Here is a 26,038-nt window from a genome sequence, read left to right on the forward strand (position 1 = left end):
ACCGGCGGACTGCGCGAAACTCTGACCGATGCGGGGGACGTGGAGCAACTGCTACACGCGGCTGTGACTTATTCAACAACATTGCGGAACGGCGCGGCCCCCCGCGCGGTCCGCGACCGCTCACCCTGACCAACGGCCCTTACGTGACCGGGTAGATGTGCCCCTGGTCCTCCCCAGCGGTGAGACGGCGGCGTCCCGGTGGATGAGGCGCGGAGGCGGCTCTTCACCGGGCAGCACGACGTGACGGTCCTACTCCGCCCATACCTTCGAAGCGGAAGGTGGCGGCAGGGGGCTGCCACCGCTCACGAGGGGGCAAGCCCGTCATGGGGAACGGAGATACGAGGGTGCGGGGACTGGCCGCCCGGGCCGGCGGCTGGAGCGCCCGGCACCGATGGGCTGCCGTGGGCATCTGGGTGCTGTTCGTCGTCCTGGCGACGGGGCTCGGCTCGGCGGCGGGCCGGGTCGACGTCAAGGACAGCGACCAGCTCCCGGGCGAGACGAACACCGCCGCCCGGATCATCGAGGAGGCCGGTCGACGAGCCGGCCGGTGAGACCGTCCTGATCCAGGCGAAGGACGGCGCCCTCACGGCCACGGACCCCGAGTGGCGATGGCGGGCATGCTGTTCACCGGCATCGCCGAGTTCGAGGCGATGGGCCTGGCCTCGCTGATGGTGGTCGCGGTGGCCATGGCCGGCTCGGTGACGGTGCTGCCGGCGCTGCTGTCCCTGCTGGGCGAGCGGGTGGAGAAGGGCCGCATCCCGTTCCTGCGCCGGCGGCAGCGCCCCGCCGGCAACGAGGGCAGCCGGTTCTGGACGGCCGTACTGGGGCGGGTGCTCGCCCGGCCGGTGCTCTCCGCGGTGGTGGCCACCGGTGCGCTGCTGGCCGTCGCGGCGCCCGCGGTCGGCATGAAGACGCAGAACCGCACGCTGGACCAGGAGTTCGGCGACTCGCTGCCGATCGTGCAGACCTACAACCGGGTCAACGAGGCCTTCCCGGGCGGTTCGGAGCCGGCCGAGGTGGTGGTGAAGGCCGACGACATCAACGCGCCCGAGGTGAAGGCGGCACTCGCCGGCTTCCGCGAGCGGGCGGTCACTTCGGGCGCCTCGCGCGGCCCGGTCGAGCCGTGCGCCTCAGGCCCCGCGGGCCGCGGTCAGTTCGGCCTCGATGAGGTCGGCCGCGCGGCGGGTGCCGCCCTCCTGGGCCATCTGCGCCTGGATCTCCTTCAGCCGGCGGGCCGCCTCCGGGTCGTCGACCAGCGCGAGCGCGGCCTCGCGCAGCGCCTGCGCCGTGGCTTCCTCGGTGGGCAGGTGCCGGGCGACGCCGAGGCCCTGGAGCATGTCGGCGTTGCCGAACTGGTCCACGGCCTGCGGTACGGCGATCATCGGCGTCGCGGTGGCCAGGCCCTCCTGGCTGCCGCCCGCGCCCGCGTGGGTGACGAACAGGTCGGCCTCCTTGAGGACCGCCAGCTGCGGCACCCAGGACCGCACCTCCACGTTCGCCGGTACGTCCCCCAGCTCCGCGCGGTCGACGTGGCGGCCGATCTGGAGCACCAGGTGCCAGCCGGGCAGGTCGCCGAAGGCCTTGAGGCACTCCCGGTAGAAGCCGGGCTGCTTGGTGAAGGACGAGCCCAGGGAGACCAGCACGACCTTCTCCGCCCCGGCGGGCCGCTGCCAGTCGCCCTCGGCGCTGCGGTCGCCCTGGCAGGCGCCGACGAAGGAGTACACGGTCTCGTCGACCCGGTCGGTGTTCGGCTGGAGCGCCTTCGGGATCAGGACGATGGAGCGGTCCGGGCGGCCGGCGAACAGGTCGGGGTGCCGGGTGATGCCGTTCTCCTCCAGCCAGGCCTGGAAGCGGGCGTAGTAGGCCCGGCCGCGTTCGGTCTTCTTCGGTTCCTCCCACATCGGCTCGGCGACCTCCTGCTCATAGCCTTCCCAGGCGACCATGCACGGCGAGAGGGAGATCGCGGGCACGCCCCAGCGGTGGGCGAGGATGCGGGCCTGGTATGACGCGATGTCGTGGAGGACGAGGTCCGGCTCGTCCCCTTCGTACGCCTCCACCTGCTGCGGCAGGGCCTGGATCGCGTCGTCGAGGAACGGCTCGACGTTGTCCAGGAGCGTGCTCCCCCAGACCTCGGGGTCGGCGTCGGGGCCGGGCAGGGTGGAGTTCCAGAGCTTGGGCTCGGCACCGGTCTCGGCGACCTTGTCGGCGAAGAGCGGCGGGATCGCGTAGGTCACTCGGTGCCCCCGCGCGACGAGTTCGCGGATCACCTCCAGGCTGGGGTTCACGTGGCCGTGTGCGGCGATGGAGAACATGGCGATGTGCGCGGGAGTGGTCATATCGGGACTGTATGCGAGACGAGACGTCTCGTGCAATGTGTTTTCCGTGGCCTCGGTCGCGTCATGCGGACAGCTCCTCGTACAGCCGCAGCCACCGGTCCGGCGCCACCTCGCCGACGAGCACCCCGGGGTCGAGGCGCGCGGCCCGGAACGCGGCGTCGACCCGGCGCCTGGGGTGGGCCCGTCGCAGTGAGGCGTGCAGCGAGCCGCCGGCACCGGAGAAGCCCGGCCCGACCAGGTCCCGCCGACCTCGGTGGGCGGCGGCGTCCAACAGCGGGGTGCGGCGCCGTTCGATGCGCACGATCCCCACGTCGACGCGGGGCGCGGACCGGAAGCCGTGCCGGCCGACCCGGCCGGCTGGCCGCCACTCGTAGCGCGGCCAGGTCCGGACCGTCAGCAGGGTCCAGCGGCCGTAGCCACCCGTGCGCTTGCGCACGTATTCGAGCTGGGTGATGAGGGTGGCCGCGGTGAGGGCGGGGGCGTCGAGGTGCCAGTCGACGACGTCCGCGGTGCGGGAGAGAGCACGTTCCCGGCGACCGAGAAGGGGGCGCGCGGAGGGCGTGCGGCGAGGAAGTCGCCGGCGATCACGCGGACGTGCGGGGTGCGTGCGAACCGGGTGCACAGGGCGGTCGCGAGCCGCGGGCCGATCTCGTAGGCCAGCAGCTCCCGGGAGCGGCGGGCGAGCGGCTCGGTCAACGCGCCCTTCCCGGCTCCGGCTTCGAGGAGGAGTGGCGGGTGCCCGCCGCGGCGGCGCACAACCGGTTCTCACCGGGTCCTCGGCGCGGGTGCCGGGCCGGTACGAAGTCGCCGTCCCTCTTGGGTCGTTCGCGGGCTCCGGGCCTCGTCGGGGCACCGTGCACACGGTCACACCAGTGCGAATGCGACACTGACCGACGGATGTCGGGCACTCGCCGGACGACAGACGGACACGAACGCGGACACGGCTACTGCGAAGGCGAAGGTGGAGGCGGACGATGGATGAGGCACGGGCGCGGGACGTACTGGCCGCGGCGGGAGTGCTGCCCGGCCCGGCCCGGGGCGCGCGGCTGCTCTCCCTGGGCGAGAACGCCGTGTTCGCCGCCGGTGACCTGGTGGCCAAGGTGGGCCGCGACGCGGAGCTGCTCGACCGGGCGCGTCGGGAACTGGACGTCGCGGCGTGGCTGGCGCAGGCGGGCGTACCGGCCGTACGGGCGGCGGAACCGAGGGCACTGCTCGTCGAAGGGCACCCGGTGACCGTGTGGCACCGGCTGCCCGATCCTGTACGGCCCGCCGAGCCCCGGGACCTGGCCGGACTGCTGCGGCTCGTGCACGCGCTGCCCTCCCCCTCCTTCCACCTGCCGCGCCGCGAGCTGCTGGGCGGGGTGGAACGGTGGCTGCGGCTCGCGGGCGACGCGATCGACCCGGCGGACGCCGCCTATCTGCGCGAGCGCCGCGACGGCTTCGCCTCGGCCGCCGCCGCGCTCACTCCGCACCTGCCGCCGGGCCCGGTCCACGGCGACGCGCTCCCCCGCAATGTGCATGTCGGCCCCGGTGGCCCGGTCCTGGTGGATCTGGAGACCTTCTCCTCGGACCTGCGCGAGCACGACCTGGTGGTCATGGCGCTCTCCCGGGACCGGTACGGACTCCCGGCCGAGGCGTACGCCGCGTTCACCGAGACGTACGGCTGGGACGTGCGCGAGTGGGCGGGCTGTGCGGTGCTGCGCGGCGCCCGCGAGACGGCCAGCTGCGCCTGGGTCGCCCAGCACGCCCCGGGCAACCCGAAGGCGCTGGCCGAGTTCCGGCGCAGGGTGGCGTCGCTGCGGGACGGCGATCCGACGGTGCGGTGGCATCCGTTCTAAGGCGTCGGGTGCCAGGACGCCGGGCGCGAAGGCGCCGCGCGCGAGGGCGCCCGGGCCCACCGGGAGCCGGAAAGCACCGGCCCCGCAAGCACGGGTCCCGCAAGCACGGGCCCCGGGCGCCCGCTCACACCGTTTCGCCGGCTGGCTCCCGCAGCGGCCAGGCGCCGTCCACGACGGCCGTGGCGTCGCCCTTGCGGCGCAGGAACTCCTGGAAGTCCGCCGCCCACGCGGCGCACCACTCGATCTGCCGGCGGTGCAGCTCCGCCGGGCCGAGGGCGGCGACCTTGGCATGGCGGCCGGCTATCGCGCAGGCCAGCCGGGCCGCCGCGAGCGCGTCGGCGGAGGCGTCGTGGGCGGCGTCCAGCGGCACGCCGTATTCCGCGCAGACGGCCTCCAGATTGCGCTTGCCGCGGCGGTAGCGGTCGACGAAGCGGTCGATGGCGTAGGGGTCGATGACCGGGGCGGGGTCCAGTCCGCCCAGGCGCTCGCGCAGGGACGGCAGTCCGTACCGCCGCAGTTCGGCGGAGAGCAGGGTGAGGTCGAAGGCGGCGTTGTAGGCGACCACCGGGACGCCCGACCGCCAGTACGTCACCAGGACGCCGGCGATGGCGTCGGCGACCTGGTCGGCCGGGCGGCCCTCGGCCACCGCGCGCTCGGTGCTGATGCCGTGGACCGCCACCGCGTCCGCCGGGATCTCCACTCCGGGGTCGGCCAGCCATTCCCGGTGCCCCGTCGGCTCCCCGCCCCTGACCTCTATGACGGCCCCCGTGACGATGCGCGCCTCGCGCGGATCGGTCCCCGTCGTCTCCAGGTCGAAGCCGATCAGCGGCTCCCGGTGCCAGTCCATGGGCTGCCCCCCTTCTCCGTGGTGCGTTCCCCCAGTGGCCTCCACCCTCGCACGCGCCACTGACAATCAGGGGGCCGCGTTCCGCTCGCGCCCGGCGCCGCGGCCCGCCGACCGTCACCGCAGCCGGGCCGCCGGCCCGTCACGACACGGGCCGCGAATCCGCCCACATCAGCTCGAACTCCTCCCGGTAGGTGGGGAAGAGCCCCACTTCGTCGACCTGGTCCGCCTTGACGACCTTCCCGGTGTTCCGCCCGTTCCGCAGGACGAACACCGGCGCCTCCATCCCCCGCGTGCGGCGCAGGTACGACTGCACGACCGCGATGCCGTCGGCGCCGTCCCCGTCGACCAGGTAGGCGGTGAAGCGGGGCGTCTCGTCGAAGACCTGGATCTCGAAGGCGCCCGGATCGCGCAGCCGGGACCGCACCCGGCGCATGTGCAGGATGTTCGTCTCCACGGCCCGGCTCAGCTCACCCCGCTTGATGCCCAGTTCGCGCTCGCGCCGCTTGACCGCGCTGGAGGCGGGATTCAGGAACAGCAGCCGGACCCGGCTGCCGGCCTCGGCCAGGCGGACCAGCCGGCGCCCGGAGAAGTTCTGCACGAGCAGGTTCAGGCCGATGCCGATGGCGTCGAGGCGACGGGCCCCGCCGAAGATGTCCTCGGCCGGGAACTGGCGCAGCAGCCGGACCCGGTCCGGATGCACGGCGACCACGTCGGCGTACCGGTCGCCGACCAGGTCCTCGACCGCGTCGACGGGCAGCCGGCGGGCGGAGGGCACGTCGGTGCCGGAGCCGAGGACCTCCAGCAGCCGGGCGGAGGCCCGCTCGGCCTGGTTCAGCACCGCCTCGGACAGCGCGCGGTTGCGGGAGACGACGTTGCGGGTGACCTCCAGCTCGTCCAGCGCCAGCTCCACGTCCCGGCGCTCGTCGACGTACGGCTCGAAGCAGGGCCAGTGCTGCACCATCAGCTCGCGCAGCTGGGGCAGGGTGAGGAAGCTGAGGACGTTGTCGTCGGCCGGGTCGAGCAGGTAGCCCTTGCGGCGGCTGACCTCGCGGACGGCGACCGCCCGCTGCACCCACTCCTGCCCGGCCGGCCCGGCGGCGGCGACCACCCAGTCGTCGCCGTGCACCGGTTCGTACACCGGCCGCAGCACGGCGGCGACCACCGCACGCAGCCGCTGTTCGACCAGATTCAGCCAGATGTAGGCCCGGCCGGCCCGCTGGGCGCGGGTGCGCACCTCGTGCCAGGCGTCGGCGTCCCAGTCCAGCTCCGGGCCGATCGCGCCCGCGTTCATGGGCCGCGCCAGGGACACCGCACCGGGCGGGACGTCCGCGGAGTTCCCCTCGTGACCCTCGTCACCAGGGGGCAGCTCCAGCCCTCCCGAGCCCACCCGCGCACCGCCTTCCGCTCCCCCGGGCACTCCCCGGCTCAACGATCAAGGAAGAGTACTCCGGGAGCGGTCCGCGACGCAGCCTGATGCACAGCCTCGTTGCCCAACTACCCGTTTCCCCCGGCCCGTTCCGATCACGGTCCGCCGCGCAGTGAGCGGATTCATAGTGGTGGGGCGGGCGGCACGCGGCGGTGGGCACCGCGCGGGGCAGCGGGAAACGATCCTCTGTTCGCCGCGTGACCCACGGGTCACCCGGTGGCCGGGCACAAGTCGTAGGTGGTCACCCCCACTTTCCGGTAAGACTCGGAGTCAAGGCGTCCCCACCGGCGCTCCTCACCTGAAAGAGTCGTATCCATGCAGGTCTGGCCTGGAGAGGCATATCCACTCGGTGCCACGTACGACGGCGCCGGCACCAACTTCGCGGTCTTCACGGAGGCCGCCGACCGAGTAGAGCTGTGTCTGCTGCACGACGACGGCTCGGAGACGGCGATCGAGCTGCGGGAGAGCGACGCGTTCGTACGGCACGCGTACGTCCCGGGCGTGATGCCGGGGCAGCGGTACGGCTACCGCGTGCACGGCCCCTACGCCCCGGAGCGCGGGCTGCGCTGCAACAGCGCCAAGCTGCTGCTGGATCCGTACGCGCGTGCGATCAGCGGTTCGATCCAGTGGGGTGAGGAGGTGTACGGCTACCACTTCGACGACCCCGAACGGCGCAACGACCTGGACTCCGCCCCGCACACGATGACGTCGGTCGTGGTGAACCCGTACTTCGACTGGGGCGACGACCGCCGCCCCCGGACGGAGTACCACCACACGGTGATCTACGAGGCCCACGTCAAGGGCCTGACGATGCGGCACCCGGGGCTCCCCGAGGAGTTGCGCGGCACCTACGCGGGGCTCGCGCACCCGGCGCTCATCGAGCACCTCACCGAGCTGGGGGTGACCGCGCTGGAGCTGATGCCCGTACACCAGTTCGTCAATGACCACCGGCTGGTGGACATGGGCCTGAACAACTACTGGGGCTACAACACGATCGGCTTCTTCGCCCCGCACAACGCCTACGCCTCCTGGGGCGACCGGGGCCAGCAGGTGCTGGAGTTCAAGTCCGCCGTCAAGGCGCTGCACGAGGCCGGGATCGAGGTGATCCTCGACGTGGTCTACAACCACACCGCCGAGGGCAACCACCTGGGTCCGACGCTGTCCTTGAAGGGCCTCGACAACCCGTCGTACTACCGGCTTACCGACGACCCCCGGTACTACATGGACACCACGGGGACCGGGAACTCGCTGCTGATGCGGTCCCCGCACGTGCTCCAGATGATCATGGACTCGCTGCGTTACTGGGTGACCGAGATGCACGTCGACGGGTTCCGCTTCGACCTCGCGGCGACCCTGGCGCGGCAGTTCCACGAGGTGGACCGGCTGTCGTCGTTCTTCGACCTGGTGCAGCAGGACCCCGTGGTGTCCCAGGTCAAGCTGATCGCCGAGCCGTGGGACGTGGGCGAGGGCGGCTACCAGGTGGGCAACTTCCCGCCGCTGTGGACCGAGTGGAACGGCAAGTACCGGGACACGGTGCGGGACCTGTGGCGGGGCGAGCAGCGCACACTGGCGGAGTTCGCCTCCCGGCTGACCGGGTCCTCCGACCTCTACCAGGACGACGGCCGCCGTCCGCTGGCCTCGATCAACTTCGTCACCTGCCACGACGGCTTCACCCTGCACGACCTGGTGTCCTACAACGACAAGCACAACGCGGCCAACGGTGAGGACAACCGGGACGGCGAGAGCCACAACCGGTCCTGGAACTGCGGGGCCGAGGGCGACACCGACGACCCGGAGGTGCTCCGGCTCCGGGCCCGCCAGATGCGGAACTTCATCGCCACGCTGCTGCTGTCCCAGGGCGTGCCGATGATCAGCCACGGTGACGAGTTCGCCCGCACCCAGCGGGGCAACAACAACGCCTACTGCCAGGACAACGAGCTGTCCTGGGTGCGGTGGCCGGACGGCGAGGACGACGGCGCGCGGCAGCTGCTGGACTTCACGCGCGCGATGGTGTGGCTGCGCAAGGACCATCCGGTCTTCCGCAGGCGGCGCTTCTTCCACGGGCGGCCCGTGGAGGGCACCCACGACGAGCTGTCGGACATCGCCTGGTTCACCCCCGAGGGCCGGGAGATGACCCAGCGGGACTGGAACTCGGCGCGGGCCTCGGCGCTGACGGTGTTCCTCAACGGCAACGCGATCTCCGAGCCGGGCGCCCGCGGGGAGCGCATCACCGACGACTCGTTCCTGCTGATGTTCAACGCCTCGCCGAAGCCGCTGGAGTTCGTCCTGCCGGTCGACCACGGCCGTCAGTGGCAGGTGGTGGTGGACACCGCCGTCCCCGACGGGGTGCCGCCGGGCACCGGCCGGAAGGTGCGGGCCGGCGACCGGCTCACCCTGGTGGACCGGAGCCTGACGGTGCTGCAGCGGCCCGTCTGACAGAGCCCGGACAGCTCACCGGGCCCGCCCCGGAAGCGGGCGGCCGGTCCGGGACGCCGTGGGGGGGCGGCGCCCCCCCGTCACCCCCCACGGCGGAGCCGATGACACGAAAGGCGGCGGGGCGGGTACGTACGCTCCATGACACCTGAGCGCCCCGCCCCGGCGGCACCCACTGCCACGTACCGGCTGCAACTGCAACCCGAGTTCCCCTTCGCGGCCGCCGCGGCGGCCGTGCCGTACCTGGCCTCGCTCGGCGTCTCGCACCTGCACCTCTCCCCCGTGCTGGAGGCCGTCCCGGGCTCGCCGCACGGCTACGACGTCGTGGACCACGCGCGCGTGCGCGGAGAGCTGGGCGGCGAGGAGGGGCTGCGGGCCCTGGCGCGCACCGCGCGGGAGCACGGTCTGGGGCTGGTGGTGGACATCGTGCCGAACCACATGGCGATGTCGCCCCGGCACAACCACGCCCTGTGGGAGGTGCTGCGGGAGGGGCCGAAGTCGCCGTACGCGCGGTGGTTCGACATCGACTGGGAGGCGCAGGGCGGGCAGGTGCTGCTCCCGGTGCTCGGCGGGCCACTCGGCGACGTGCTCGGCGAGCTGCGCGTCGACGGCGACGAGCTGCGCTACTTCGACCACCGCTTCCCGCTGCGCGAGGGCACCGCCGAGCTGCCGCTGCCGCAGCTGCTGGACGCCCAGTGGTACCGCCCGGTGTGGTGGCGGCTGGCCCGTACGGAGCTGAACTACCGGCGGTTCTTCAGCATCTCCGAGCTGATCGGGGTGCGGGTGGAGGACCCGGAGGTGTTCGAGGCCACGCACGCCACCATCCTGCGGCTGCTGCACGAGGGCGTCATCGACGGGCTGCGCATCGACCACCCCGACGGCCTCGCCGACCCCGACACCTACCTGGCGCGGCTGCACGAGGCGACCGGCGGACGCTGGACGGTGGTGGAGAAGATCCTCTCGGACGGGGAGCACCTGCCGGCCTCCTGGCCCGTCGCGGGCACCACCGGCTACGACGCCCTGCGCCACGTCGACGGGCTGTTCACGGACCCGGCGGGACACGGGGAGCTGCTCGGGCAGTACCGGCGGTTCGCGGCGCCGCAGACGGACCGGGGCGGGGACTGGGACGCGACCGCGCGGCGGGCCGCGTACAAGGTGCTCACCCACGAGCTGGCCACCGAGTGCGACCGGCTCACCCGGGTGGCGCACCGGCTGTGCGCCGGTGCGCCGGACCCGGCGCTGCGCGACCGGGCGCCCTGGGCGCTGCGCACCGCGTTGCAGGAGCTGCTGGTGCGGCTGGAGGTCTACCGGCCCTACGAGTCGGTGGACGCGGCCTCGGTGGTCACCGAGGAGGCGGCGGCCGAGGCGCGGCACGCGTTCGTCGTGCCGGAGGAGGCCGGCGCGGTCGACGTGGTCCGGGACCTGGTGCTGGGGCGGGCCGGGGACGGTCCCGACCGCGTGGAGCTGCGGACCCGGTTCGCGCAGACCGCGTCGGCGCTGCGCGCCAAGTCGGTGGAGGACACGGCGTTCTACCGCTACGTGCCGCTGCTGTCGGCGACCGAGGTGGGCGGGAATCCGGGGAGTCCCGCGGTGTCCCCGGAGGAGTTCCACGGGTACTGCGCGCGCGTGCAGCGGGACTGGCCGGTGACCGGGACGGTCGTCTCGACGCACGACACCAAGCGCAGCGCCGACGTGCGCGCGGCGCTCGCCGTGCTCACCGAGTGCCCCGGGCGGTGGGCGGACGTCCTGGCCGAGGTGACCCGGACCGGTGAGGGCGTGCCCGACGCGCAGCTGGCGTGGGCGGCCTGGCAGACGGTGTTCGGGCTCGGGCCGGCGGACGGCGGGCGGGTGCGGCAGGCGATGCTGAAGCACGTGCGCGAAGCGGGGATGTACACCAGCTGGACGGAGCAGGAACCGCCGTACGAGGAGGCGGTGGACCGGTTCGTCGCGGCGGGTCCGTGCGGGCCGCCCGGCGCGCACGTGGCCGCCCTGCGCGCCGCCCTGGAGCCGCACATCCGGGCCAACGTGCTGGGCACCGCCCTGGTGCACCTGACCATGCCGGGCGTGCCCGACCTGTACCAGGGCACGGAGAACGAGTACCGGGCGCTGGTGGACCCGGACAACCGCCGGCCGGTCTCCTTCCCTCCGGGCGAGGGGGGCGAGAAGGCGGCGGTGACGCGGGCGGCGCTGGCGCTGCGCGCGCGGCGGCCGGACGCCTTCGGCGACACGGCGACGTACGAGGCGCTGCCGGCCGAGGGGCCCGCGGCGGCCCACTGCACGGCGTTCGTCCGTTCCGGTGAGGTGCTCACGGCGGTGACCCGGCTGTCGCTGCGGCTGGCGGAGGCGGGCGGCTGGCGGGAGACGCGGCTGACGCTGCCGCCGGGCCGGTGGGCCGACGTGCTGGCGCCCGGGCGCAAGTTCACCGGGCACGCGCGCGTGGCGGAGCTGTTCGACGCGCTGCCGGTGGCGTTGCTGGAGCGGGTCGACGCGGCGGGCGAGGAGGACGGCTGACCGCAGCTCTCAGCGGGCGCCCGGCACCGGCTCGCCGCACGTCTCGTACGGTCCGGTCGGCGCGGACACGCCGGCCGGCGGCCAGGCGGCACGGAGGAGGTCGACGAAGGCCTCGGCGGCGCCGGTGGGCGGCACGCGCGCGAACACCGTCAGGATGCGCCGCCAGGCCGGGTCGGGCGAGAGCACCACGCAGTCCTCGCCGACCGCGCCGCCCACGATGTGGGAGGGCGCGGTGCACACGCCCACCCCGGCGGCGGCCATCCGTACGGCCGTGGAGGTGTGCTCGGTGAACGCGGCGGTGCGCGGCCGGAAACCGGCGCGGCCACAGGCCCAGTCGAGAAAGCGTTCGCCCTCGACGAGCGGTTCCATGGCGCAGCGGACCCAGGGGCGGTCGGCGAGTTCGGGCAGCGTGACCCTGGTACGGCCCGCGAACCGGTCGTCGAAGGGCACCACCAGGACGATCTCCTCCTCGCCGACCTCGAGCACGGTGCCGGGCCAGTGGTCGGGCGCCGGGCCGACGGCGAGGTCGGCGGTGCCGCGTTCGACCTGCTCCTCCAGGGCCTCGGTCGTGGCGTACTCGTGCAGGTGCAGCTGAACCCCCGGGTGGGCGGCGCGCCAGCGGGCGAAGATGTCCGGGAGGATGCCGACCGCGACGGAGTGCAGGGCCGCGACGTGCAGTTCCCCGCCCTCGGCACCGGCGGCCGCGCGGGCCGCGCGGCGGGCCTGGACGGCGCTGCGTACGGCGACCTCGGCGTGCGGCAGGAAGGCGCGGCCCATCGGCGTCAGGCGCACCCCGCGCGGCATGCGCTCCAGCAGGGCGCCGCCGACCGACCGCTCCAGGGCCTTGACCTGGTGGGACAGCGCGGACTGCGTGACGTGCAGCGTCTCGGCCGCGCGGGTGAAGGAGGCCGCCTCGACGACGGTCACGAAGTACTCCATCTGCCGCAGGCTCATCGCCCGATCCCCGTTCCCTCACGCGCAGTTGCCATGAACTCCGTGCATCGAACCCACAACAACATTGCCTTGGACTCATGGCAAGGGGCGGGCGGAGGCTGAGGGCATGAACACACCGGACGTGATCGTCATCGGCGGTGGCACCGGCGGCTACAGCACCGCCCTGCGCGCCGCGGCCCTCGGGCTGGACGTCGTGCTCGTCGAACGCGACAAGGTCGGCGGTACGTGTCTGCACCGGGGCTGTATCCCGAGCAAGGCGATGCTGCACGCCGCCGAGCTGGTCGACGGCATCGCCGAGGCCCGCGAGCGCTGGGGCGTGAAGGCGACGCTGGACGCGGTCGACTGGGCGGCGCTGGTCGCCACCCGCGACGACATCGTGGCGCGCAACCACCGGGGGGTGGAGGCCCATCTCACGCACGCGGGCGTGCGGGTGGTGCGGGGCAGCGCGCGGCTGACGGGCGCGCGCTCGGTGCGGGTGGACGGGGTGCCGGGCGCAGCGGCGGAGGACTCGGGGGACTTCACCGCGCGCCGCGGGATCGTGCTCGCCACCGGCTCGCGCCCGCGCACGCTGCCGGGGCTGGAGCCGGACGGACGGCGGGTGGTGACGAGCGACGACGCGCTCTTCGCGCCCGGGCTGCCGGCCTCCGTGCTGGTCCTGGGCGGCGGTGCGATCGGCGTGGAGTACGCCTCCTTCCACCGCTCGATGGGCGCGCAGGTGACGCTGGTGGAGGCCGCCGAACGGATCGTCCCGCTGGAGGACGCGGACGTCGGCCGCCATCTGACGCGGGGCCTGAAGAAGCGCGGCATCGACGTGCGGGCGGGCGCCCGGCTGCTGGACGCCGAAGTGCTGGAGGAGGGCGTACGGGCGCGTGTGCGCACGGACCGGGGGGAGCTGCGCGAGATCGAGGCCGAGCGGCTGCTCGTCGCCGTCGGCCGGGCGCCCGTCACCGACGGCCTGGACCTGTCCGCCGCGGGGCTGGCGACGGACGCGCGTGGTTTCGTCGTACCGGCGGACTGGGACCGCCTGGAGACCGCGGTGCCCGGCGTCCACGTCGTCGGCGACCTGCTGCCGCCGCCGTCGCCCGGGCTGGCCCACGCCTCGTTCGCGGAGGGCCTGCTGGTGGCCGAGACGCTGGCGGGCGTGCCGTCCGCGCCGGTCGACTACGCGGCCGTACCGCGGGTGACGTACTCGGCCCCGCAGACCGCCGCCGTCGGACTGAGCGAGGCGGAGGCACGCGCGCGCGGGCACGAGGTGACGGCCAACACCATGCCGCTGACCGCCGTCGCCAAGGGCATGGTGCACGGGCAGGGCGGCATGGTGAAGGTCGTCGCCGAGGCGGGCGGGGGCCGGGTGCTGGGCGTGCACCTGGTGGGCCCGCACGTGTCGGAGATGATCGCCGAGAGCCAGCTGATCGTCGGCTGGGACGCCGAACCGGCCGACGTGGCCCAGCACGTGCACGCGCATCCGACGCTGTCGGAGGCGGTCGGCGAGGCGTTCCTGACCCTGGCCGGGCGCGGGCTGCACCAGCAGTGACGGGGCGGCGGTCCGTCAGCGGTCCTCGTCCAGCGCGAAGACCGCGCCCGTGCGGGCCGCCATCACGCAGGCGTTCGGGAAGGTCCGGGTGTACTCCACCGGGCGGCCCTTCCACTGGCCGCGGGCCTGGGCGGTCACCGGGGCGTAGATCATCGGGCAGGGGGTGTCCCTGAGCGGGATGGCCGCGGGGTCGCCGTCCGCGGCCGCGAGGTCCGCGCAGGCGCCGGCCGCGCGGGCGTGCCCCTGGGGCGGGTCGCACAGCAGCAGGGCGCCGTGCGTGACGTCGGCGGGGGTCTCCCCCCGGGCGACGGTGAGGAACAGCCAGTCGTCGGCGAACCGGGCGGGCGCGGCGGCCTGCACCGGTGCGGCGGCCTGCGCCAAGCCCGCGCAGGCGACGAGGACGGCGACGGCCGCGAGCAGGCCGCCTCGGGCCGCCTTCGCTGTGGTGGTGTGCGTCATTCCTGGTGCATCGGCACGGCGGCCCCGCAGCCCCAGCCCGGGTCACCCGAACGGGAGCCGGTGGGCGGGTGCCGTACGGCCAGTTCGAACGCGGCGAGCACGGCCCGCGCCTGGTATTCGGCCTGACGTGCGACCGGAATCCAGCGGGCCGCGCAGCCGTCTCGGTAGTCGGCGCACCACCGGTCGACGAGGCCGTCCAGTTCCGGCAGGACCTCCGCCGGATCGCGGCCGGCGGAGGTGACCAACTGGTGCAGCAGTCCCGCGGTGCGCAGGGCGAGCCTGCGTCCGGCGATGCGCAGGGCGACCAGGTGGGCGGTGCTGAGCGGCGGCAGGGGGCGGCCGGTCCCGTCCTCGGTGTCGGGGTCCCAGGCGTCGGCGAGCCTGGGGCAGACCAGCAGGTAGTCGTCGACGGGGGCGAGCAGCCGGGCGGTGTGCTCGGTGCCGGGCAGGTGGGGCCGCAGCCGGCCGAGGAGCTGCCGCAGGAGCCGGGTGTCGTGGCGCAGCGTGCGGCTGACGCTGCGCAGCACCCCCTCGGCGTCGGTGGGCGGCGAGCCGTCCGCGACGGCGGCCACGCCCCACATCGGCGCCTCGACGACGGCCGTGACGGTGCCGTACCGCCGCGGGTGGCACCAGGTCGACTCGACGGCTGCCTCGGTGATGGCCGCGGTCAGATCGCCGCGGCGCGGGGGCGGTATGCGGTAGACGGCGGGGCCGAGGCCGGGCCAGTACAGGGTGTCGTAGGCGCCCAGCTCGCGGGGGATGCCCAGGCGGGCGGCGGTGTGGGCGAGGCGCTGGGCGAGGCCCGGCAGGTCGTGGGTCAGCTCGACGAAGCCGCCGCCGACGTCGACGCCGTGCAGGGAGCACTGCAGGAAGGGCCGCAGTTCCTCGTGGAGGGCGAGCAGCGCGCGGGTCTCCGGAAGGGCGGCGCGGTCCGCGCCGTGCGGCAGCCACTCGGGCTGCTCCAGGAAACCCGGCCGGAAGAAGTTCCGGACGTAGTGGCCGAGGCTGTACGGGCCGGACAGCCAGCCCTCGTTGTGCCGCAGTCCGTCGGGGTCCAGGCACAGCAGCAGGTTCCAGGTGGCGTCGGCGCCCTCGGTGAGCCGGGGGTCGGCGAGGGCCCGCTCGGCCAGGCGCAGGGCGGTGGCGCCGCCCACGGGTTCGTTGGGGTGCGGTCCGGCGACGACGAGGACCTGGCGGCTGCCGTGGCCGATGGACAGCAGCCACAGCGGGGTGCCCGCGCGCGAGGTGCCGACGCGGCGCAGCCGGGCCCGGGCGGGGTGGCGGGCGGCGAGGGCAGCGGCCCGTGTGCCCAGGTCGTCCACGGTCGGATAGCGCAGGAGGAGCGTCAGGGCACACCTCCACGATGCGGCGTCGCCGGTTCACCTGCTGTGCGCGGTGTACGCACAGTGAGTCACGACTTCGGGGGCGCGTCAACACCAGGAAGAGCAAAGGGTTTTCAGCCACACCGCACGGCGACGCCCGGTTAAGCCAAGGCCAAAGCTGGGCCGGTGGCTCAGTCCGCGGAGAGGCGGAACATCATCTGGCCGAACCCGATCTGGTCGCCCTCGCGGACGACGGCCGCACCGATGACGCGACGCCCGTTCACGGTCGTGCCGTTGGTCGAGCCCAGGTCCCGCAGGACCCACAGGCCGCCCTGCCGCCTCAGTTCGGCGTGCACCCGGGAGACCGTCTCGTGGTTGAGCCGCAGCCCGCTCGCCGGATCGCGGCCTATGCGCAGCGGGTGCCCCGTGCCGGGGTGGGGCAGCAGCAGCTTGGGGAGCCGCTCGGCCCGCCAGGCCGCGCGCAGGCGCACGCCGAATCCGGAGACCGCCTCCACGGTGCCGAACACCAGGCGCGACACCCTGCTCTCGCGGGGCAGGTCGGCGGTGAGTGCGGCCAGCTCGTCGGCGCGGCGGGCGGCGAGCGCCAGCTCCATCCGGCGGATGAAGGTGTCGTGCGAGAGCCGGCCCAGGGCGACCCCGTCCCGGAGCACCTTCAGCGCCTTGTCGCGCTCCGCGTCGGACAGCCGCGCGGGGTACGTGTTGAACTCGAAGGACGACGTCACGCAGGTGATTGTCGGGCAGCGCGGCCGGGGTGTCCAGAAAACGGGCGAAGGGCCGCCACGCGCGCGAACCCGGCGGGACCCGCCGGGAAAGGGGGCGTTCACCGGCGGATCGATCGCTTTTGCAGGACGATGGACGGGCGACATCACGGTGAGCAGACGAAGGGGAACCGTCCGTGCAGTTCGAGGTGTGGGCACCGAAGGCCGACCGTGTGACGCTCCACTGCGACGGCGTCGCCCGCCCGATGGAGCGCGATCCCGAGCGGTCGGGATGGTGGCGGGGGGAGGCGGAGGCGCAGGACGGCTCGCGGTACGGCTTCGCGGTGGACGACGGTCCGGCGCGGCCCGACCCGCGCTCGCGCCGGCAGCCGGACGGCCCGGACGGACTGAGCGCCGTCGTCGACCACGGGCGGTACGCGTGGCGCACCGACTGGGCCGGGCGCCCGCTGCCCGGCGCGGTGCTCTACGAGCTGCACGTGGGCACCTTCACCCGCGAGGGCACGCTGGACGCGGCGGCCGGCCGGCTGGACCACCTCGTTCGACTGGGCATCACTCACGTGGAGTTGATGCCACTGTGCCCCTTCCCCGGCCGGCACGGCTGGGGGTACGAGGGCGTCTCCATGTGGGCGGTGCACGAGCCGTACGGCGGTCCCGAGGCGCTGAAGCGGTTCGTCGACCGGGCGCACGAGCTGGGTCTCGGGGTCGTCCTGGACGTCGTGCACAACCACCTGGGACCGTCCGGCAACTACCTGCCGGTGTTCGGCCCGTACTTCACCGACACCCACCAGACGCCCTGGGGCTCGGCCGTGAATCTGGACGCGCCCGGTTCGGACGAGGTGCGCGCCTACCTCGTCGGCAGCGCGCTGGCGTGGCTGCGCGACTACCGGATCGACGGGCTGCGGCTGGACGCCGTGCACGCGCTGGTCGACACGCGCGCGTGCCACTTCCTGGAGCAGCTCTCGACGGCCGTGGACGGTCTCGCCGACGAGATGGGCCGCCCGCTGTTCCTGATCGCCGAGTCGGACCTGAACAATCCGCGGGTCATCACCGCGCGCGCGGAGGGCGGTCTCGGCGTGCACGCGCAGTGGAACGACGACTTCCACCACGCCGTGCACACCGCGCTGACCGGGGAGTCGCAGGGCTACTACGCCGACTTCGCCCGCGATCCGCTCGCCGCCCTGGCCAAGACGCTGACCGGCGGCTATTTCCACGACGGTACGTACTCCAGCTTCCGGGGCCGCAGCCACGGCCGCCCCCTGGACCGCACGCGTGTGGCGGCGCACCGGCTGCTCGGCTACAGCCAGACCCACGACCAGATCGGCAACCGCGCGCAGGGCGACCGGCTGGCGGCGCTGGTCTCCCCCGGGCTGCTGGCCTGCGCGGCGACGCTGACGCTGACCGCGCCGTTCACACCGATGCTGTTCATGGGCGAGGAGTGGGCGGCGGGCACGCCGTGGCAGTTCTTCACCGACCACACCGACCCCGAGCTGGCGGAGGCGGTACGGCGGGGCAGGCGGCGGGAGTTCGCCGCGCACGGCTGGAAGGAGGAGGACGTGCCCGACCCGCAGGACCCCGCGACCCGCGACCGTTCCTGCCTCGACTGGTCCGAACCGGAACGCGAGACCCACGCGCGCGTGCTGGCCTGGTACCGCAGGCTCATCGCCCTGCGGCACGAGCGGCCCGACCTCACCGACCCCGACCTCGCCGACACGAAGGTGGCCTACCACCGGGACGGGCGCTGGCTCGCCTTCCGGCGCGGCGACCTGAAGGTGGCCGTCAACCTCGGTACGGAGCCGGCGGAGATCCCGCTGGGCAGCCGCCCCGCGCGCGTGCTGGCCGCGTGGGAGCCGGTGGAGGCGCCGGGAGCGGACGGAGTGCTGCGTGTTCCCGGAGAGACGGGTGTGGTGCTGTTGCAGGAGTGAGCGCCTTCGGGACCGGCCCTCTGAACGCGGCCTCACGGCCACGCCCCTCAGAACGCGGTCCCGGCCCCCGCCCTCAGGAGGCGTCCTCGTGACCCCGCCCTCAGGACACGTCCTCGTGGCCCCGCCCTCAGGACACGTCCTCGGCGCTCTCCTCGCGCAGTTCCGTCACCCGCTCCAGCAGGATGGCCTCCCAGGCACGCCCGAGCCGGGTCCGCAAGCCCGGCAGGGAGGCCGCGGACCGGCCGGCGAGGGCCTCGGCGAGGCGCAGCACCGCATCGCAGCGGGCGAGCCACAGGCCGCGCAGGCAGGGACGGGCGCCGTAACCGGCGAGGGTGGCGGCCCGGACGGCGGCGGGGGAACCGACGGCCGCGGCGAGCCCGGCGATGTCCTCCGCGGGGTCCCCGACGACCGCGTCGGCCCAGCCGAGCACACCGCGCACCCGGCCGTCGGCGCTGACGACGAGGTGCTCCCCGGTGAGCCCGTGGTGGACCAGGACCGGCGTGCCGGGCTGGGCGGCGAGCTGGGCCGTGGCGGCCTGGGTGAGCTGGCCGAGGCGGGACGGGTCGAACTCGTCGGCGACGGCGAGGGCGCGGGCGGCCTGTTCGGCGGCCCGGCGCAGGCCCTCCAGCGAACGCGGGCCGGTGCGGGGCACGCCGAGGCTCTCGGCCTGGCGGACCGGCACCTCGCGCAGGCCCGTGAGCAGCCCCGCCAGGTCGGCCTCGCCGACCGCGGACACGTCGTGCACCTCGCCCGAGCCACCGGGCAGCTTGGCGTCCAGCGTGTAGGTCAGTCCGGGCGCCCACTCGCCGTGGGCGGTACTCGCCGGCACCGCGACGGGCAGGTGCGGGCGGACCAGGTCGCGCAGCCGCAGCTCGCGGCGCTGGCGGACGGCGGCCTCGCGGTCCGGGGCCAGGCGCAGCACATGGCGGTTGCCGACCCACCACGTGGCGGGCGGGGCCCCCTCGGCGACGGGCCGCACATCGGGCCCGCCGGCGGCCCGGCCCTCCTTCAGCAGGGAACGGACCAGTCGGCGGACGGTGTCCGCGGTGGGTGTGGGTTCCTGGGTCATGGTCGCGTCGTCGTCTTCCGGGGGCGGTGGCTTCCGGGGTGTCCGGGAGGTGGCCGGTCAGTCCACGAGGACCAGCTCCCGGGTGGTGTCGTTGAGGCGCCGGCCGCCGTCCTCGGTGACGGTGACGATGTCCTCGATGCGCACCCCGAACCGGCCGGGCAGATAGATGCCGGGCTCGACGGAGAAGCACATGCCGGGCACCAGGGGCTGCTCCTCGCCCTCGATCATGTACGGCGGCTCGTGCGTGGTGACGCCGATGCCGTGGCCGGTGCGATGGATGAAGTACTCGCCGTACCCGGCGTCGGCGATGACGGCGCGCGCGGCGCGGTCGACCTCCTGGCAGGCGACCCCGGGCCGCACCGCCCGGAAGCCCGCCTCCTGGGCCTCGCGCACCAGGTCGTGCACCCGGCGCTCCTCGTCGGTGGGTTCTCCGACGTGGACGGTGCGGGAGGTGTCGGAGCCGTAGCCGTCGCGGAGGCCGCCGAAGTCGAGGACGACCATGTCGCCGTGCTCGATGACCCGGTCGCCGACCTCGTGGTGCGGGTTGGCGCCGTTGGGCCCGGAGGCGACGATGGTGAAGTCGACCTGGGAGTGCCCGAAGCCGCGCAGCAGCTCGGCCAGGTCGGCGGCGACCTCGGACTCGCGGCGCCCGCCGAAGGGCACCTTCCGGATCTCCTCGAACGTCGCGTCGGCGGCCGCGCCCGCGGCGGCCAGGAGGTCCAGCTCGGCCGCGTCCTTGACCGCACGCAGCATGGGCAGCGCCTCGGTCAGTGAGGCGTACGAGGTGCCGGGCAGCGTGCGCTGGAGGCCCAGCAGGTGCATCGCCCAGGCGTTGTCGCTGATCCCGAGCCGCCCCGCCTCGTCGAGGAGGGCGGCGGTGACGGCGTAGGGGTCCGTGCCGTCGGTCCAGTCGCGCAGGGCCAGCGCGGAGGCACCGGCGGCCTTGGCGGCGTCCGGGGCCTCCAGGGTGGGGACGACCAGGACGGGGTCGCGTCCGGGGGCCAGCACCAGCAGGGTGAGCCGCTCGGTGGCCGCGGTGGGCGCGTAGCCGGTGAGCCAGACCAGGTCCGGCCCGGGCGCGACGAGGAGCCCGGCCAGCCCGGCGTCCCCGGCCTCGCGTGCGGCGCGCTCCATGCGGGCCCGGTAGTCGTCGGCGGTGAACGGGGCGGGCGCAGAGCCGGTCATCCGGACCTCCTGAACGGGCGAAGGGACCACGGGCAGCATCCTGCCCGCACCGCGGGGGCGACGCGAGCCGATTCGCGGGTCCGCGCGCCCGGGCGCCGGGAGCACCGGTGTGTGACCGGTCATCGCCCGCCCTGCGGACAGGTCCTTGGGTGCAGGCAGATGACACCATGAGGGCGCCGGTTCCGGGCGCCGGGGAGGCGGAGGCGGAGGCGTGCCCGTACGCGCGTACATCGGCGATCCGCACCTGGGCGGGAGCCCGCGGGCGCCCAAGCACGCCGGGCGGGCCGGGCGGGCCGCGACCGGCTCTGGGGACTGCCCGCCCGGGCGGGCGCGCTGCTGGTGGCCGGAGCCTGTCCGAGACCGCGAGGCTCATCGCCGGACACGCCCACGCGCCCACACGCCCGCCGCCACGGGTTCCGCCGGGCCCCCGCTGGCGGTGGGGCCCGGTGTGACATGGACGCTACTGCCGCGCCGTCAGGTGACGACACCCGGCACGACCGTCAGCTGCTGGTAGCCGCCGCTCCGGTGGCGCACGGTCAGTCTGACCTCGGCGCCCGGGCGGGCGTGGGCGACGGCGCGGGCGAGGTCGGCGGCCGAGTCGATGCGGGTCTCGCCGAACGCCAGCAGGACGTCGCCGCGGACCAGGCCCGCCGCGTACCCCGGGCCGGGCACGTGGACGCCGACCACCAGGGCGCCCGGCCGCTCGTCGTCCACGGCCTCCACGCCGAGTGTGGCGCCGGCCGGCGCGACCGAGGGCGAGGCGGAACCCGGGGCGGGCGGGGAACCCGGCGGCGCGCTCGGAGCGGTGCGCTGCGCCTGTTGCCGCAGTTCCGCCAGCTTGCTCATGCCGATCACACCGGCGCCCACCGTCCCCAGCCCGACGCCGGTCAGGACCAGCACCGTACCGGCGAGGACCCCGGACAGCACGGTGGTCAGCCGGCGCCGGCGCCGGCGCGCGGGGCGCGGACGCCGGACGGGGGCCGGTGCGGGTCCCCCGCGTTCCCGGCCGGGCATCGGCTTGGGACGCAACGCAGTCTGTTCCATGGATCGCCTCCGCCAGGAGCTCTACCCGGCGCCCCGGTGGCCCACGAGCCACGAACGAGTGAGACTGACCAGCGGTCAAGAACGGGAAGACATGGCCGCAGCGGCGTCCGGGGACACGACCGCACGGCCGGCCGTGGCCCCCGGCACGCGCGCGGGCACGGGCACGGCCGGGGCGCGGTCCGGGAGGAAGCCGTGCGTGCGGCCGGCCAGGTACTCCGCCTTGTAGCGGGGGACCTCGCGATGCCAGTTGAGGATGCCCGCCATCCAGTTCCGCAGGTCGTCGACGTAGCCCCGCATGATCTCGCGCGCCTCGTCCGACAGCTGGAAGTCGTCGTGGACGATGGGCAGTTCGTGGGCGACGACATGCTCGAACTGCCTCATGCGCTGGGTCATCAGGTCGTGCACGATGCCCAGGGCGGTCGGGTAGTCGATGCCGAAGAAGTTCTGCACGACGAGGATCGCGTTGTGGATCTCGCCCTCGTACTCGATCTCCTTCTGGTACGAGAAGACGTCGTTGACCAGGCACGCGTAGTCGATCGCCGCGTTCTCCAGGGAGCGGACGGCGCCGCTGCGGTAGACCTCGGGCGGGACGGCGGGGCCGTGACCGGCCCGGCACAGGCCGAGCGTGAGGTCGGAACCGAAGGTGGCGCGGCGCATCTCCAGGTAGTCGACGGGGTCGGGGATGCGGTTCTGGAGCTGGTTCGCCACCTCCCACACCCAGGCGTCGGTCATCGTGTCGACGGCCGCCTTCAGCGGCTTGCGCTGCTCGGGTGTCATGTGCGCCGTGGTGCGCGCCCACAGGTCGATCAGGGAGCGCTCCATGGCGTTGGCGGGCGGCGGGACCGGCTCGCCGTCCAGGGGCATGCACGCCGACAGCCGGGCCGTGGTCAGCCGGGCGGCGGCCAGGTCGCGGCGGTGGCCGTAGACCAGCGGGTAGTAGTCGTCGCCGTAGGTGCCGAAGGCCAGCCAGTCGGAGGCGAGGTCGAGCTGCTCCTGGGTGGCGTCCGGGTCGAGACCCGCCGCGCACAGGGGCAGGTCGCAGCTCGCCAGCTTGTCCTCGTCCCACACCCCCTCGCTGAGCATGCCCATCTCGGCCGCCCAGCGGAACAGATGCCGCCGGGAGCCGTCCAGGGCGGGGCTCAGCTCCAGCCGGAACGGCATGTAGATGTCGGGAATCCGCGCGGGGCCGACCTTCTGGAACGGCACATGCGTGTACGCCCGCAGCCTCTCGGCCCCCGCCGCGGCGAGCAGCGCCCGCACATCGGCGGCGGAGGTGCCGGGCCCGGACAGGGACTGCCACGGCGTGCCGGAGCGGGCGCGCTCGTTCATGTAGCGGCTGGAGCGCATGTGCCATTCGTGACCGCCGGACTGCCAGTCCTGGAGGCCCTTCGCGTACGCCCCGACGGCCGCGACCTCGGCGGGCGTGAGGCCGGCCTCCAGGGCGAGCGCGGGTACTTCGGTGAACGCCGTGTGCTCGAACTGGTGCAGCCGGGAGGTGAGGACGTCGTTGACCGTTTCGGCGGCCTCCTGGGTGGTGCAGCCGAAGAACGTCTCCAGGACGAGCACGCCGTTGCTCAGTTCACCCTCCTCCTCGACCTCGCGCTGGTAGGAGAACAGGTCGTTGCGCAGGTGGACGCCGTCGGAGAAGGTCTCCATCAGCACCCTCAGCGGCCTGGCCCCGGCGACGGAGGCGGGCACTTCGGCGGTCGCGTACTCCACGAGCCCGGCCGACCAGGGCGCGCCGCCCACCTTGCGGCGCATCTCGATGTACTCGACGGGGTTGGCGATCCGCCCCTCGTTGATGTTGGACAGCTCCCACAGGGACTCGTTGAGGAGGTGCTCGGTGGCCACCGCGAAACGGCGGCGCCAGCCGGCCGACATCGCGGGCACCGTACGCGCCCACAGATCGGCGAGGCCGGCCTCGACCGGGTTCTCCGGCTCGGGCACCTCGGTCGTGAGGTCGAGCGGCATGAACAGCGGCAGGCGGTCGAGATGGGCCTTGCCTCCCTCGCGGTCCTGGGTGCGCTTGAACTTCTCCAGGAAGTGGTCGTCGAAGAAGAAGACCCACACGTACCAGTCGGTGATGAGCGACAGGGCCGGTCCGTCACAGTCGGGGTGGGTGTAGGCGCAGAGCAGGCCGTAGTCGTGTGCGTCGAGGTCGGCCTGCTCCCAGACCCCGGAGCCCTCCAACATGCCCATGTCGCGTGCCCACACCGTCGAGTGGGCCCGGGCCTCGTCGAGGTGGGGGTTCAGCCGCGCGGGATACGGCATGTAGAAGTGCGGGAGTTCGAACGGCTGCTGCGTCATGGCCCGGGGCTACCCAGGGGCCTCGGGCGCCATCCGCGGGGCGGGACATGATCACACCATCGCGTGAATCAGCGGGAACGGCAGCACAGTCGGACCTCACCCGCTCCCGTCTCCGCCGGACACCTGGACCAGCGCGTGCGTGCCGCTCGTGCGCCACCGCTGCTCCCCGGCCGCCACCAGCCGTGCCTCGGTGTCCGCGGCCAGGCCGGTGATCACGTCCGACTTGAGGGTGCGCAGGGCGGCGACCGGGCCCGGGAAGTAGGCGGTGACGTCGGCGAAGGACGTGGTCGGCGGCCACCGCCGGTCGCCGACGAGGCGACGGTAGTTCAGGTCTCCCTTGAGGACGGTGACGGTGGCAGCGGCGAACTCCGCACGGAGGTCGTCGGGCATGTCGGCGTACGGCAGCGGGGCGCAGGAGAAGGGATGGGCGCGGACGGTGAGGCGGCCGTCGGCCAGGGCGGACCACAGCCGGCGGCCGTGGGCGGCGGCCGTGCCCTCGGCGCCGGTCAGCCGCCGCACCGCGTCGAGCACGTCGGCGGTGGTGGCGTCGGAGACGTAGTACGGGTGGGGCTTGACGTGCAGGACGGCTCGCTCGATGTGGCCGTGGGCCAGCAGGTGGGCGACGAGGAGCAGGTCGGGGACGAGTTCGCGGCCGGCGTTGTCGGCCACGAGACAGAGTGTGCGGGCCCCGGAGGGCGGCAGCAGCGACCAGAGCCGCGCGCTGTCGTCGGCGACCAGGGGCGGGGTGTCGGCGGGGGTCGCCGCGTCGCCGGCGGAGAGGCGGAAGCCGAGGTCCGCGCGGTTGCCCCAGAGGGAGCCGTGCAGCAGGGCGCGGGCCTGTTCGCCGGCGTCGAGGCCGGCGAGGGAGTCGAGTGCGGCGAGTTCCCCGGTCGTCTCGTCCGCGTCGAGTTCGGCGAGCTTGGACGGCCGGAAGGGGTCGATGCCCTGCCAGGCGCCGGGGCGGAAGTAGCCGACGGCTTCGAGGAGTCGGCGGTAGAAGTAGCTCTCTGACCACAGCCACGGCACGTCGGACCAGGAGCGGCCGACGTGGTCGCCGAGCCCCCAGGCCGCCCACCGGTCCCGGTCGTGGGCGTCGTCGGGGAGCGGTTCGATCACGCCCTCGGTGCAGCTCTCCAGCAGCGCGTCGAGCGCGCGCCGCTGTCCGGGGGCGTACGGGAAGGCCTCCTGCACCTGGCGGATGATCGCCGGGTGCCGCTCGGCCAGCACGCCGTGCGGGAAGGAGCCGGGTTCGTCACCGAGGATGACGGGCGCGGACGGGGTCTCGGGCATGCGGTTCACCGTACCGCGCGGCACGGACGGGCCGCGGGCGGCGCCGGCCGCGCCCGTGGGACCGCCGACCGCGGGCCGCAACCCGCGGCCCGGGCCGGTCAGACCGCCAGGCACTCCCGTTCCAGCCGGGCGGCGAGGCCGGCGTAGCGGGCGCGCCGGGGCACCGGGACCAGGCCCCGGATCAGCAGGCGCCACAGCTCGGCCACCCGGCGCGGCCGGCGTGTGACGGGTTCGAGGGTGCGGCACACCACGTCGCTGCCGACGAAGCAGGAGACGAGGGCGTGCGCGACGGCGTCGACGTCGATGTCGGCGTGCAGGTCCGCCTCCTTGACCGCGCCGACCAGCCGGGTGGTGGCGAGGTCCTTCCACTCGGTGTACGGGTGCCGCAGCGGGGGCCGCACCTCGTGGCCCTCGGTGGCCAGCCGCAGGCCGGCCCGGAGTATCGGCCCCTCGACGGACAGCCGTGCGATGCCGAACGTCAGGCGCATCAGCGCCTCCAGGGACGAGTAGCCCCGGCCGTCCAGCTCGGTCGCCAGCCGGCGCGAGGTTCTCGACTGCAGCTCCAGGATGGCGTGGGCGAGGTCCTCCTTGGCGGCGAAGTGGAAGTACAGCGCTCCCTTGGTGACACGGGCGTGCGTCACGATGTCGCTGAGACTGGTCGATTCGTAGCCGTGACGGTCGAACAGGTCGGCGGCGGCCGTGATGATCGTCGCGCGCGTCTGTTCGGCGCGTAGCTGCCTCGCCATCGGCGGAAACTCCTGCGCTGGAAAAAGGAGGGGTACGCCCCCGTCTCACCCCCTGGTCACACGGCGTACACGATA

General features: G+C 74.1%; 18 protein-coding genes and 2 pseudogenes. 6 read left to right on the forward strand and 14 right to left on the reverse strand.

Annotation, left to right across the window (positions count from 1 at the left end; genetic code table 11):
* Positions 1-323: 323 nt before the first annotated feature.
* Positions 324-1,121 (forward strand): annotated as a pseudogene (locus ACLGIH_RS07110) (MMPL family transporter); the annotation flags it as partial.
* A 9-nt stretch (positions 1,122-1,130) separates the two neighbouring features.
* Here ACLGIH_RS07110 and ACLGIH_RS07115 read toward each other — a convergent pair.
* Positions 1,131-2,336 (reverse strand): glycosyltransferase, encoded by a 1,206-nt coding sequence (locus ACLGIH_RS07115; protein WP_416524366.1) that lies wholly within the window; start codon positions 2,334-2,336, stop codon positions 1,131-1,133.
* Positions 2,337-2,397: 61 nt separating this feature from the next.
* A pseudogene (erm, locus tag ACLGIH_RS07120) lies at positions 2,398-3,077 on the reverse strand (ErmE/ErmH/ErmO/ErmR family 23S rRNA (adenine(2058)-N(6))-methyltransferase); the annotation flags it as partial.
* Between the two features lie 233 nt (positions 3,078-3,310).
* Between erm and ACLGIH_RS07125 the strand changes: the two are divergent.
* A complete protein-coding gene (locus ACLGIH_RS07125; RefSeq protein WP_416524367.1) occupies positions 3,311-4,174 on the forward strand; it encodes a phosphotransferase enzyme family protein in 864 nt (287 codons plus the stop codon).
* Between the two features lie 124 nt (positions 4,175-4,298).
* Here ACLGIH_RS07125 and ACLGIH_RS07130 read toward each other — a convergent pair whose 3' ends face one another.
* Positions 4,299-5,021 carry a 3'-5' exonuclease gene (locus tag ACLGIH_RS07130; RefSeq protein ID WP_416524368.1) on the reverse strand — a complete coding sequence of 241 codons (723 nt, stop codon included), beginning with the start codon at positions 5,019-5,021 and terminating at the stop codon, positions 4,299-4,301.
* 139 nt (positions 5,022-5,160) lie between these two features.
* Positions 5,161-6,408, reverse strand: a complete 1,248-nt coding sequence (locus tag ACLGIH_RS07135) for an SAV2148 family HEPN domain-containing protein (protein ID WP_416524369.1) — start codon at positions 6,406-6,408, stop codon at positions 5,161-5,163.
* A 354-nt stretch (positions 6,409-6,762) separates the two neighbouring features.
* On the opposite strand from ACLGIH_RS07135, the gene glgX reads away from it, so the two are divergent.
* Positions 6,763-8,883 (forward strand): glycogen debranching protein GlgX, encoded by a 2,121-nt coding sequence (gene glgX, locus ACLGIH_RS07140; RefSeq protein ID WP_416524370.1) that lies wholly within the window; start codon positions 6,763-6,765, stop codon positions 8,881-8,883.
* Positions 8,884-9,021: 138 nt separating this feature from the next.
* Positions 9,022-11,391 carry a malto-oligosyltrehalose synthase gene (gene treY / locus ACLGIH_RS07145; protein ID WP_416524371.1) on the forward strand — a complete coding sequence of 790 codons (2,370 nt, stop codon included), beginning with the start codon at positions 9,022-9,024 and terminating at the stop codon, positions 11,389-11,391.
* A 9-nt stretch (positions 11,392-11,400) separates the two neighbouring features.
* Here the strand turns inward: treY and ACLGIH_RS07150 are convergent, their stop codons facing one another.
* The gene (locus ACLGIH_RS07150; protein ID WP_416524372.1) at positions 11,401-12,345 is read right to left on the reverse strand and encodes a LysR family transcriptional regulator; all 945 of its coding nucleotides are present in this window, start codon (positions 12,343-12,345) and stop codon (positions 11,401-11,403) included.
* Positions 12,346-12,451: 106 nt separating this feature from the next.
* Here ACLGIH_RS07150 and lpdA point away from each other — a divergent pair, with 106 nt between their 5' ends.
* On the forward strand, positions 12,452-13,879 hold the full coding sequence (lpdA, locus tag ACLGIH_RS07155; protein ID WP_416524373.1) for a dihydrolipoyl dehydrogenase: 1,428 nt from the start codon (positions 12,452-12,454) through the stop codon (positions 13,877-13,879).
* Positions 13,880-13,894: 15 nt separating this feature from the next.
* Here lpdA and ACLGIH_RS07160 read toward each other — a convergent pair whose 3' ends face one another.
* The 3 genes from ACLGIH_RS07160 to ACLGIH_RS07170 form a co-directional block, all read right to left on the reverse strand.
* On the reverse strand, positions 13,895-14,338 hold the full coding sequence (locus ACLGIH_RS07160) for an SSI family serine proteinase inhibitor (RefSeq protein ID WP_416524374.1): 444 nt from the start codon (positions 14,336-14,338) through the stop codon (positions 13,895-13,897).
* Entirely contained in the window at positions 14,335-15,660 is a 1,326-nt protein-coding gene (locus ACLGIH_RS07165) for a M14 family zinc carboxypeptidase (RefSeq protein ID WP_416524375.1), read from the reverse strand. Before ACLGIH_RS07165 ends, ACLGIH_RS07160 begins: the two co-directional genes overlap by 4 nt.
* Before the next feature lie 191 nt (positions 15,661-15,851).
* Positions 15,852-16,403 (reverse strand): FHA domain-containing protein, encoded by a 552-nt coding sequence (locus ACLGIH_RS07170; protein ID WP_416524376.1) that lies wholly within the window; start codon positions 16,401-16,403, stop codon positions 15,852-15,854.
* Positions 16,404-16,576: 173 nt separating this feature from the next.
* Between ACLGIH_RS07170 and treZ the strand changes: the two genes are divergently transcribed.
* Positions 16,577-18,322 (forward strand): malto-oligosyltrehalose trehalohydrolase, encoded by a 1,746-nt coding sequence (treZ, locus tag ACLGIH_RS07175; RefSeq protein WP_416524377.1) that lies wholly within the window; start codon positions 16,577-16,579, stop codon positions 18,320-18,322.
* 127 nt (positions 18,323-18,449) lie between these two features.
* Here treZ and ACLGIH_RS07180 read toward each other — a convergent pair whose 3' ends face one another.
* The 6 genes from ACLGIH_RS07180 to ACLGIH_RS07205 all read right to left on the reverse strand — a co-directional run bounded on the left by ACLGIH_RS07180 (position 18,450) and on the right by ACLGIH_RS07205 (position 25,963).
* Positions 18,450-19,391: an aminoglycoside phosphotransferase family protein gene (locus tag ACLGIH_RS07180; protein WP_416524378.1), complete on the reverse strand. Its 942-nt coding sequence runs from the start codon at positions 19,389-19,391 to the stop codon at positions 18,450-18,452.
* Positions 19,392-19,448: 57 nt separating this feature from the next.
* Positions 19,449-20,576, reverse strand: a complete 1,128-nt coding sequence (locus ACLGIH_RS07185) for an aminopeptidase P family protein (RefSeq protein WP_416524379.1) — start codon at positions 20,574-20,576, stop codon at positions 19,449-19,451.
* A gap of 474 nt (positions 20,577-21,050) precedes the next feature.
* Positions 21,051-21,620, reverse strand: a complete 570-nt coding sequence (locus ACLGIH_RS07190; RefSeq protein ID WP_416524380.1) for a PDZ domain-containing protein — start codon at positions 21,618-21,620, stop codon at positions 21,051-21,053.
* Between the two features lie 75 nt (positions 21,621-21,695).
* The gene (cyc2, locus tag ACLGIH_RS07195) at positions 21,696-23,927 is read right to left on the reverse strand and encodes a germacradienol/geosmin synthase Cyc2 (RefSeq protein ID WP_416524381.1); all 2,232 of its coding nucleotides are present in this window, start codon (positions 23,925-23,927) and stop codon (positions 21,696-21,698) included.
* Between the two features lie 96 nt (positions 23,928-24,023).
* Positions 24,024-25,217, reverse strand: a complete 1,194-nt coding sequence (locus ACLGIH_RS07200) for a damage-control phosphatase ARMT1 family protein (protein ID WP_416524382.1) — start codon at positions 25,215-25,217, stop codon at positions 24,024-24,026.
* Positions 25,218-25,315: 98 nt separating this feature from the next.
* Positions 25,316-25,963 carry a ScbR family autoregulator-binding transcription factor gene (locus ACLGIH_RS07205; protein ID WP_416524383.1) on the reverse strand — a complete coding sequence of 216 codons (648 nt, stop codon included), beginning with the start codon at positions 25,961-25,963 and terminating at the stop codon, positions 25,316-25,318.
* Positions 25,964-26,038: the final 75 nt, after the last annotated feature.

Origin of the sequence: Streptomyces hamibioticus, from assembly GCF_047946815.1 — a bacterium.
In the GTDB taxonomy this organism is placed as follows: Bacteria; Actinomycetota; Actinomycetes; order Streptomycetales; family Streptomycetaceae; genus Streptomyces.

Excerpts from the sequence above, each read along its gene's own strand:
- ACLGIH_RS07115 (WP_416524366.1), bottom strand. The coding sequence starts at position 2,336 with ATGACCACTCCCGCGCACATCGCCATGTTCTCCATCGCCGCACACGGC.
- ACLGIH_RS07125 (WP_416524367.1), top strand. The coding sequence starts at position 3,311 with ATGGATGAGGCACGGGCGCGGGACGTACTGGCCGCGGCGGGAGTGCTG.
- ACLGIH_RS07130 (WP_416524368.1), bottom strand. The coding sequence starts at position 5,021 with ATGGACTGGCACCGGGAGCCGCTGATCGGCTTCGACCTGGAGACGACG.
- glgX (WP_416524370.1), top strand. The coding sequence starts at position 6,763 with ATGCAGGTCTGGCCTGGAGAGGCATATCCACTCGGTGCCACGTACGAC.
- treY (WP_416524371.1), top strand. The coding sequence starts at position 9,022 with ATGACACCTGAGCGCCCCGCCCCGGCGGCACCCACTGCCACGTACCGG.
- ACLGIH_RS07150 (WP_416524372.1), bottom strand. The coding sequence starts at position 12,345 with ATGAGCCTGCGGCAGATGGAGTACTTCGTGACCGTCGTCGAGGCGGCC.
- lpdA (WP_416524373.1), top strand. The coding sequence starts at position 12,452 with ATGAACACACCGGACGTGATCGTCATCGGCGGTGGCACCGGCGGCTAC.
- ACLGIH_RS07160 (WP_416524374.1), bottom strand. The coding sequence starts at position 14,338 with ATGACGCACACCACCACAGCGAAGGCGGCCCGAGGCGGCCTGCTCGCG.
- ACLGIH_RS07180 (WP_416524378.1), bottom strand. The coding sequence starts at position 19,391 with ATGACCCAGGAACCCACACCCACCGCGGACACCGTCCGCCGACTGGTC.
- ACLGIH_RS07185 (WP_416524379.1), bottom strand. The coding sequence starts at position 20,576 with ATGACCGGCTCTGCGCCCGCCCCGTTCACCGCCGACGACTACCGGGCC.
- ACLGIH_RS07190 (WP_416524380.1), bottom strand. The coding sequence starts at position 21,620 with ATGGAACAGACTGCGTTGCGTCCCAAGCCGATGCCCGGCCGGGAACGC.
- cyc2 (WP_416524381.1), bottom strand. The coding sequence starts at position 23,927 with ATGACGCAGCAGCCGTTCGAACTCCCGCACTTCTACATGCCGTATCCC.
- ACLGIH_RS07200 (WP_416524382.1), bottom strand. The coding sequence starts at position 25,217 with ATGCCCGAGACCCCGTCCGCGCCCGTCATCCTCGGTGACGAACCCGGC.
- ACLGIH_RS07205 (WP_416524383.1), bottom strand. The coding sequence starts at position 25,963 with ATGGCGAGGCAGCTACGCGCCGAACAGACGCGCGCGACGATCATCACG.